We start from the raw sequence: 8,874 nt of genomic DNA on the forward strand, positions 1-8,874 counted from the left end.
GCGCGAACCGGCGCAAGAGGAATGGCAGGTCACCACCGTCCGGTCCATACAGCTTCGTCGTACACGTGCAATGCGACGCGTAGTAATGATTGCGCTCGGTCTCATAACACGGGTTGTGCTGAAAGCCCGGCCGCCCCGTGAGCAACTGGCCCAGCATCTGCGTATACAGGGCGGGCAGGTCGTTTTCGCACGCGGCGGGAACCAGCGCGCTGTTCAGCGTCGCGAAACTGATACAGGGTTTGAGCATGCCCCGCCGCAGGCAGTTCATGGTCACGCCGTCGGCCCTTGCGCCGGCAAGCAAAGTCTTGATTGCGAAGTGCGCGCGCGCCGCGTTCTCGAACGCTTCCTCCGTCACGCCACGGATTTCCATCGCCTTTTCGCGCAACCCGGCAATGAACGCCCGCGCTTCGGCATCTATTTCGATCTTGCCGAAAGCGTCCGCGTACCGGTCAAGCGGAACCTGCATCACGCTGACGCCCAGGAACGGCTCCACCGGTATCTGGACCGGTTCGTCCGCGATGCTGAGCACGAGGCATTGCCGCAGTAATTTCCGCGCGTTGATCATGCGCATCCCCGCGCGGATGGCGTCCAAATTATCCAGCGACTGAATCAGATACAGGCCGGGCCGGCGGTACTGCGTGACCGCACCGTGCTTGACCCCAAGCCCGATGTAGAACACCGACGGGATATGGAGTTCCTCGGCAACGCTCAGCACCACGTCCGCCTGTTTCAGGCTGCCGTTGTAGAACATGACCAGCAGCAGCCCGTCCGGCCGGTTCGCGCGGAGGTCTTCAGCGAATTCACGCGCCTGCTGCTCCGTACCGAGCGGGTCCGGTTCCACGGCGATCCGCATGCCCAGTTCCGTTTCCAGCCCGCCCAGGAACGCCGCGTATTCCCGCTGCCGCGCCTCCGCGTCGAACTCATTGCCCGGCCAGCTCCACCAGCCGTCCGGGTCATCCGCGAATGTGCCTGAAGGCGGATACAGAAACGCAACCCGGACATAGGCCCCTTCTTTCTCCGGCGGGGACGCGGCAGCGGCCGCCTGACCCCAGCCATGGCGCGAACCCAGTGTCACAAGACCTGCCGAGGCCCCAACCGCGGCCAGAAAACGCCGCCGCGTATAAACAGACAAAGGGCCGGCGCAGTTTCCGTCTTTATGGTGTGCTTTCTTCATATCGTGTTCCCACAGTTCCTGCAAAGGCTCCACAAGAGTGCGCTTTATGCTATCACACGGGTCCCGAACATGCCACGCGGTCCAGGCAGCACGCCGTGCGGTGGCCTGCGGCGCGCCAGTACGGAAACCGCTCTCTTGCTGGACGCATCGAGCGCTGCTCGGCTATTCTCACCGGGAGGTTTGAATAAGAGCTTGCCCATTTTTCAACAACGGAGTATCACCACATGCATCGCAGGGATTTTCTCGGACTTGGCGCGGTCGCCGGGGCCGGCGTGGTGGGCGTGTTGCCGGCGGGGGCGGAAGAGGCTTCCGCCGTCCGCGAATGCTATGAACTGCGTCAGTATCACGTCGCGGCGCCGGAACAGAAGGCCACGCTGGCGGCGTTCCTGCGCGATGTCGCGATTCCCGCCGTGAACCGGCTCGGCATCCGGCCCGCAGGCGTATTCCAGGACGAAAAGGAACTCAGTCCGGTCTATGTGCTGCTGCCCCACGCAACGGCGGAATCCGTCTTGACACTCCGGGCGCGCCTGCTGGCCGACCCGGAGTATCTGGACCAAGGAACGGCGTTTCTGGACGCGCCCGCTGACGCCCCGCCCTATGCGCGCGTCGAGAGTTCGCTGCTCCTGGCGTTCACGGGCATGCCGCGCCTGGAAACACCCGCCAGCGGCCCGAACCGCATACTGCAACTGCGCATCTATGAAAGCCCGAGCGTCAAGACGAACCAGAAGAAGATCGAGATGTTCAATCGCAAGGAGATCGAAATCTTCCGCAAGACCGGACTGAACCCCGTCTTCTTCGGGGAAGCGGTCATCGGCTCGAAGATGCCCAACCTGACCTACATGCTCGGCTTCGAATCCGTCGAGGAAAAAGACGCCGCATGGGACCGCTTCCGCGCCGACCCGCAATGGCTCGCGCTCCGCGCCATTCCCGAGTACGACGACAAACGCATCCTGTGCGGCATCACCAATCTGATATTGCGGCCTCTTCCGGGTTCGCAGATATGACGGATTACGCCTCCGCGACGACCTGGAAGCCCATGAGCGAACTGAGGTCTTTGATGCTCTGCAGGTGGTCGCCGTAGAACACGACGCGGTGCAGCAGCGTCATGACGTCGCCCTGAAGCACGCCGCCGCCCCAATTGAGGAACATGCTGTGCGCATCGGCCACTTCCGTGACAAACTGCGTGCGGCAGGCCAGCGCATCGTGCGTCACTTCCGTGATCTTCCCGGTCGAGATGAGCATCTTGTCAAGGTCAATGAACTTGGCGCACGTTACCGGCTGGCCGATCCGCTGCTCGACATCGAGCGCGACGCCGCGGTGGCTGTCGGTTTGCGTGCGAATGCTGAACGGCAAGCGCTCGCCGCCCGGCCCGTCCATGCGTGTTGCGCACGTGCAATGGAAATGGATTAACGCGTTGCGCGCCGTGTCGAAGACCGGGTCGGTAATGAACCCCGGCACGCCGAACGCGTATTGAAAGATGAGCATGGTCAGCATCGAGTCCATGTCGCCTTCGCACGCGCCGACGCAGCCCATGTCGTTCAGCTTGCTGAAGGCGAAACAGCCCTTCGCAGGCTCGCCCATGCAGTTCGAACTGGTGATAGCCACGGCCCCGTGGCGGATCATCAGGTTCTTCATGGCGAGGTAGAGCCGCGATGCGTTGACGATCTCTTCGCGCGTCGGCTCGACGATCGCCTTCGCAGGCTCGATCCAGTGCTTCACCGCCTCTTCTTCGGCCGCCGCCAAGTCGACTTCCTGGTGGGCCTGAAGGGTTTCCTCGACCGTGATTGGGATCACTTCCGCGCCAAGCTTCTCCTTCACCTGCGCCGCATCGCACGCGGGCGCTGTTCCCATCGGCCCGCGCACCACGAGAATCTTCGTCTGGCGCATCCGCGGCGCAACGCGCAACAGCCCGGAGACCCGTTCCAGTTCGCTCCAGTCGCTCGTGGGCAGCAGCACGACCTTCTTCCCCGCCTTCTGCCACGCGGGGAAGTACATCCAGCCGTGACCGCTGAACGGCTGCGAAAAGACGACCGTCGGGAGCCCGGCATCCACGATTTGGTTCATCGCCTCGGCGGGCGCGCCACCGCCATGCCCGCTCAGATGGAACATGATGACGCCGTCCACGCCCTGCAGATTCGCCACCACAGCGGACGCATCCGTGGGCGGGATCGTTTCGCCGCCGACAAACTCCACGTTGCCAAGCCGCTGCGCGACGCCCGCGAGGTATTCGTCCAGTTTCCCGATTTCTTCCGTGGGACGGGACATGTAGATGTCCCCGGTCCGGCCCACGTAGACCTTGTGTATTCTCACGGGAGGCAGCGCGGGCCATCCTTCGTCCTGGATGGCTCCGAACGCGGGCATGCCGATATGGCCCGCGAGGAACGCGCCCCCGGCTGCTGTAACCCCGAAAAACTGACGACGGCTCACACGGTTGCTCATAATGCCCTCCTTCGGCGCAGGAACGGCTCCGCCACGTTGGGGACGCTCTCCCGCACGCTGCGCCTGTTGCTACCCCCGCGCCACATATCCGACACGCGGCGCGCATTCCTTTCTGTACACGAAATCCGGTCCGGTTACCCTCGGACCGCCGCATCAACGTAGCACATTCGCGGAATTGCGGCAAACAATGTCACGCCTCTCGTGCCGTGATACCTTGACCGCCAAAGGGAAGGTTCAATCCCCTATCGCCACCGGATGACCGCCCAATGCGCGGGGTGGTCCGTCCGGGACGCGGGCGGCGGCACATAGTATGCCTCCGTCACCTCGAAACCAGGCGAGACAAAGACATGGTCGATTCGATCTGTCATGTCCAGGACGGCGGGCGAACCATCCACCCAATCCGGATGGGGCGCGCCCTTCGCGTCTGGATACAGGGTACGCCACGAATCACGAAGCACTGCCGCGACTTTCGCGTAATACGAAGACGATTGCCTGAAATTGAAATCGCCGACGGCGATGACATGCTCGTACGGCGTAACCTGAGCCATCAAGGCATTCACGTGCGCGTCGTGCGCGGCATGACTGCCCGCGGGGTGATTATTGAAAATGGCGATATGCCTTCCCCCTGCCTCGAATTCCGCGGCTGCGGTACCGATTTCGTCCGCATTGCTGTATGTGAAAAACGTGCGCACCTTCTCCAGCGGAAACCGGCTGAGGATCGCGGTCCCGAACGTTCCAGCGACGGTGCCCGGTCCGTAACAACAGTAATAACCGAGCGATTCCGCAAAGAACCTGGGCGCGTCCACATTACCGCCCGAAGGCCGGGCCGTGTCGCTTTCCTGAAGCCCGACGACGTCCGCACCGGCCTTGCGCAGGAATTCCAGTTGGCCCCAGTAGTCCTGCTGACCGTCTGCCGCCGACCCCTGCTGAAAGTTGTAGGTCAGCACCCTGAGTTCGTGCCGGTCGCTCATAGCCGGCGGACGCGCCTGTCTTGCAGCTACGCCTGCGACCGCAATCAGCGCAAGCATCCCGGCGAGCGCGGCCGTGGCGCGCGAACGTTGTGGCTCCTTCCCGGAGAACACGGGGCCATGCCGGACAGGCAGCGCCAGCGGCAAGACCATCCCGATGCCCGCCACCAGAAACGGAAGATAGAACCTGTTGCGCAACAACGGTCCGGCGGCCCCGACGTATCCCCAGACGTTCGTAAAGACGAGCAAAACGATGATAAGCACCAGAAACGCCGCTCCGGACAGCACGGCCAGCACGTTTTTGCGAAGACTATTCGTTAAACCTCCCCGCTCGATTGCGGCGAGGTTGAACAGGGTTACAGGCGATAGCGCCAACATCAGGTAGAGAAGAAGATGGCCGCGCCACGAAGCCGGAACAGCGAAAACCGGATCCGCGGCGGGCGTTTCCGGTAACGCAGGCGCGAGGCGCCAGAGCCCGGCAACCAGCGCCCCGACAAACACCGTGTTCCATACGGCGAGCACAAGCCGCGTCGGGTTCGCATTCCGCCACGCACACGTGGCCGCCGCAACCGCCGCGGCCAACAGCGCAATGCCCACGGCATAATTGCTTCCCGACCACGCGCTGACCACCCCCGGACTCGACAGCACGAGATAGAAGACAGCAATATTCGCGAACAACGCCACCGATGTGGTCAACGCCCCGACAAACGAATTCGGCGCCGCCGTCTCCGCTGACTCGCCGGTGCTCGCCCGTGACCTGGTCAGGCCCAGCGCGCCCGCCAGCACGACCATCACCCACCCCAGCCACGCAAAGGGGCCACCCAGCGAAATGTCGTACGATGAGCCCCACGCGCGCAAGCCAACGGATAACAGTATCGCGATACCGGCGCCCGCTGCTGCGTCTCTTCCCGTTGCGCGCCGCGGATGGGTCAGCGCGACGCACACAATCGCCAGAAACGCCGTAACTCCAAGTCCGGCGGCCAAGATCAGCCACGGCGTCCGGAGTATTGGGCACAGGACGCGCGCAGCCAGCAGCAGAATAAAACACGCCGCCAGCACCGTGCGCTCGTGGCGGTGCCCGGCCATCAGCAAGACCAGAAAGAGCAAGGGAAGCAGAATGCCCAGTAACTCGACGCCCATGGACAGCTTGACGAGACTCATCCGGTAGATGCTCTCGATCCACACCGTCAACATTTGCACGAAGAACAGAAGGACAAGAGCAACGAGGCCGATTTCGCGCAACTCTGACCGCTGATACCCGGCACCCATGGTGGTATTCCCTCTTGTTTCCTGCGTCAGCACCTCCCGCGTCCGGCCGCGGGAACAGAGTCAGGTCACAGTGTCACTTGCCCGGCTCCACACGGTACTTCGAAAGCGCTTCCACAAGCTTTTCACCCATGGCCTTCGTGACGCCGGCGTTGCTGAACGCAATGATGCGAAATTCCGGCCAGGCGTTCCTCAGTGGCAGCTTGGCGCCCCGGCAAACGTATACTCCCAGACCGTTCTCGTAAGGCATGCACTCTTCGCATGTGATGGTTGCGCGCTGCTCGACTTTTTCGAAAAGAAGGCCAAGAAAATCCGGCGCTATGCCATAGGCGATGGCCACATTGCCCGTCGCCGGCCCAAGCCCCCAGAAGAAGTAATTCTGATGGACCGCCGTCGCATGGGGAAGCCCGTACGCGCGTCCAAACAGGTCGATCGCGCCCGCTTGGCCAAAATTGCTCACGAGTATCATACAGTCGGCCTGTTCCTCGGGAGCGAGACCCTGAAACACGTTCGCTGCCGTCGCCACCTGGTTCTCCCAGCCGAACTGGTCGTGCCAAGTGCCGGTCACTTCGTACACCTTGTCCAGCGCTCCCAGGGTCATGCGGCTGACATACGCGTCCACCCTGTCAAGCGGCAGAACCGGCAAGCCCACCGGCGCGGTCACCGCGCCGCCCAGCACGAGCACCGCGGGGATCGCCGCCCTCGGCCAGGGGCTGCCTCTCCTGCGCAACATTTCTTCGATGGCAGTGCTGCCTGCCGCCAGCAGCATCGGAAACGCGGGAGCGAGATAGTAGATTTTGCTCTTTGCCACGAACAGAAACAAAAACACGGTCACAAACAGCCATCCGAACGCGCGATAGGGCTCCGCGCTCTTGGCGAAGAAGAGCCACGCCAGCCCCGCAAGCCAGATGGGCGCATTGAGCGGGTGTTGGTAAACAAATTGCCCGAGGAGGAATAACAGGCGCGGGATACGCGACATCAGGTCGCGGTTCATGCCGCGCACGAATTCCCATGTGGCCCAATCGTGCGTGGCCTGCCACACGAGGTTTGGAATTACCAGGAACGCCGCGACCAGAGCGCCACACCACAGCCACTTGTCCGCGAGATGCTTTCGCTGCCGCGTCAACAATAGGCCCGTGGTCAGCGCAATTCCGAAAAAAAGCACGGACGGCTTGTTCAGCAGGCCAACGCCCGCTATCGCGCCCACCGCAGGCCACAGCCGCGTCCGGCCCGTCTTGAAAATCACGGCGATAAGGCACACGCACGAGGTCCAGAACAGCGGCTCGAAGGACGGCAGCGCAAGGATATTGCCGGATTGGAGCCATACCGGCGCAATAATCACACTCAACGCGGCCAGTCCCTGCGCCCAGCGGCCCCCTCCCAGATATCCCGCGAGCCAGCCGGTCAGGAAGACCGTCGCCGCGCCCGCAATCGCCGACGGCAGCCGGATCGCGAAGAGCGAGTCGCCAAGCAGGGCGCGCATCAGCCGCCCGATCCAAGGGACCAGCGGCCCGATGTCTACGTAGCCCCAATCCAGATGCTCGCCGCACGCGATGAAGTACAGTTCGTCGCGCTGGTAGCCGTAGTAGTTGCAGAAATACAGATGAAGGACGAGTTTCAGCAGCGCCAGACCGGCAAGCAGCGCGCAGGCATGTGATCCGCTTCGGCCCGGCCGTGATCCCGTGGACATGGCTTCCCTCCGCTACCAAATGCAGGTACAGGATACATCATCCAGAGCCCGGGGATGCTCCGAATATAGCGAATGGCCGGCCCGGTGGCAAACACGCTGTGCAGCTTGCCGCGGCACAAGGTAGACGAAATAACTGGTCGCCATAGCCTGTTTTCAAGCGCAGCGGCGCGCAGTGCGATGTCGTGAACCGGGACGTGCTTTGACACGTAATGGAGTGTTGACCCGTGTTTGTGCTGGATACGGGCGTTCTGCCCCGCGCGGCCGAGCGCGACGCGCATTCCGCTGCATTGATGCGCCAACACGGCATCAAGGCCATTCCCACGCATGTTACGGATGTCAATCGGCTCCCGTGGACCGATGCCGTCGGCCCGCTGCAAGACTGGTGTTTTTCTCTCCCTCTTTTCCCTGAGCAGACGGGTCACGACGCCGCCTTGTACAGATAGACCTTCGCTTCGGGCCGTGCCGAAAACGTTATTTCGAGGCCCTGTTCCACAAGTTCCCGACCGGACCCCACAGCGGACGTTCCGGCCTCCAGGTCCATGACCTCATAGGACAACTCAGGTTCAAGACCGCGGAGCGGCAGCCGCGCCTGCGTATAGACGCTCTCCGCCCGGCGGAAGGCCTGCACGATGCCGCTTCTCCGCGCCGGATCGTGGAATTGCCATGCCATCCAGGCATCCGGTTCAAGGCTGTATTTCGTCAAAGGATAGAAATCGCCGTAGTAGAACTCGGAGACCTGCCGCCACTGCCCGGTCAGACGCCGCAGCGCGGCATAGTCGATCTCACGGACGCGCATGTCGAAACCACAGTTGAGGCTCGGCGCCGCGTTGCTCCAAAAGGCATACGGTTCCACCGGCGTCAGCCCGCCGCCGTAATACGGCGCGTTCACGCAGGCCACCGTACCCGTGCCGTGGAACGGCAACCACAGCGAGATGCCGTAGGTCATGCATTGATGCCCGATCGGCTCGAAAGCGTAATCGCTGCGCCAGAGCGGCACGGCGCGGCGCATGGTTTCGAGGTCGTTCCGCCGCCCGCCGGACGCACAGGAATCAATGAGCAGGCCCGGATGCCGCCGCAGCAGTTCGTCCCAGTACGCCAGGTAACCGGTGACGTGCCGGTTTTCCGTGATGCCCTGGCGGTCCTCCGCATCGTTGGCGCGCCAGAGATCAAGCGGGTCCATGTTGAAATCCTGCCGGTACAAATCAATGCCCTGTTCCGTCAGCAGGCTGTCGATGTGGTTTACGAGCCAGTCCCACGCCTCCGGGTTGCCCAGGTTCAGCAGGCCGCCATTCGCGCCGCCGAGAATCCATTCCGGGTGATTCTCCGTCAGCCAGGTG

6 protein-coding genes are annotated in these 8,874 nt (G+C 62.8%); 1 reads left to right on the plus strand and 5 read right to left on the minus strand.

The genetic code is table 11. The features are described from left to right. The coding region (locus tag KA184_21500) for a hypothetical protein (GenBank protein MBP8132163.1) at positions 1 to 1,174 on the minus strand (1,174 nt) is incomplete at its 3' end. 224 nt (positions 1,175 to 1,398) lie between these two features. Between KA184_21500 and KA184_21505 the strand changes: the two genes are divergently transcribed. Further along, positions 1,399 to 2,178, plus strand: a complete 780-nt coding sequence (locus KA184_21505) for an NIPSNAP family protein (GenBank protein ID MBP8132164.1) — start codon at positions 1,399 to 1,401, stop codon at positions 2,176 to 2,178. A gap of 4 nt (positions 2,179 to 2,182) precedes the next feature. On the opposite strand, the gene KA184_21510 is transcribed toward KA184_21505, so the two are convergent. The 4 genes from KA184_21510 to KA184_21525 form a co-directional block, all read right to left on the minus strand. Beyond that, positions 2,183 to 3,613, minus strand: coding sequence for a hypothetical protein (locus KA184_21510; GenBank protein MBP8132165.1), 1,431 nt, complete (start codon positions 3,611 to 3,613; stop codon positions 2,183 to 2,185). A 242-nt stretch (positions 3,614 to 3,855) separates the two neighbouring features. Beyond that, on the minus strand, positions 3,856 to 5,850 hold the full coding sequence (locus tag KA184_21515; protein MBP8132166.1) for an endonuclease/exonuclease/phosphatase family protein: 1,995 nt from the start codon (positions 5,848 to 5,850) through the stop codon (positions 3,856 to 3,858). Positions 5,851 to 5,923: 73 nt separating this feature from the next. Next, entirely contained in the window at positions 5,924 to 7,537 is a 1,614-nt protein-coding gene (locus KA184_21520; protein ID MBP8132167.1) for a glycosyltransferase family 39 protein, read from the minus strand. 418 nt (positions 7,538 to 7,955) lie between these two features. After that, positions 7,956 to 8,874 (minus strand): alpha-galactosidase (locus KA184_21525; protein ID MBP8132168.1); only part of this gene is annotated, 919 nt, incomplete at its 5' end.

Source organism: Candidatus Hydrogenedentota bacterium (assembly GCA_018005585.1).
GTDB lineage: Bacteria > Hydrogenedentota > Hydrogenedentia > Hydrogenedentales > JAGMZX01 > JAGMZX01.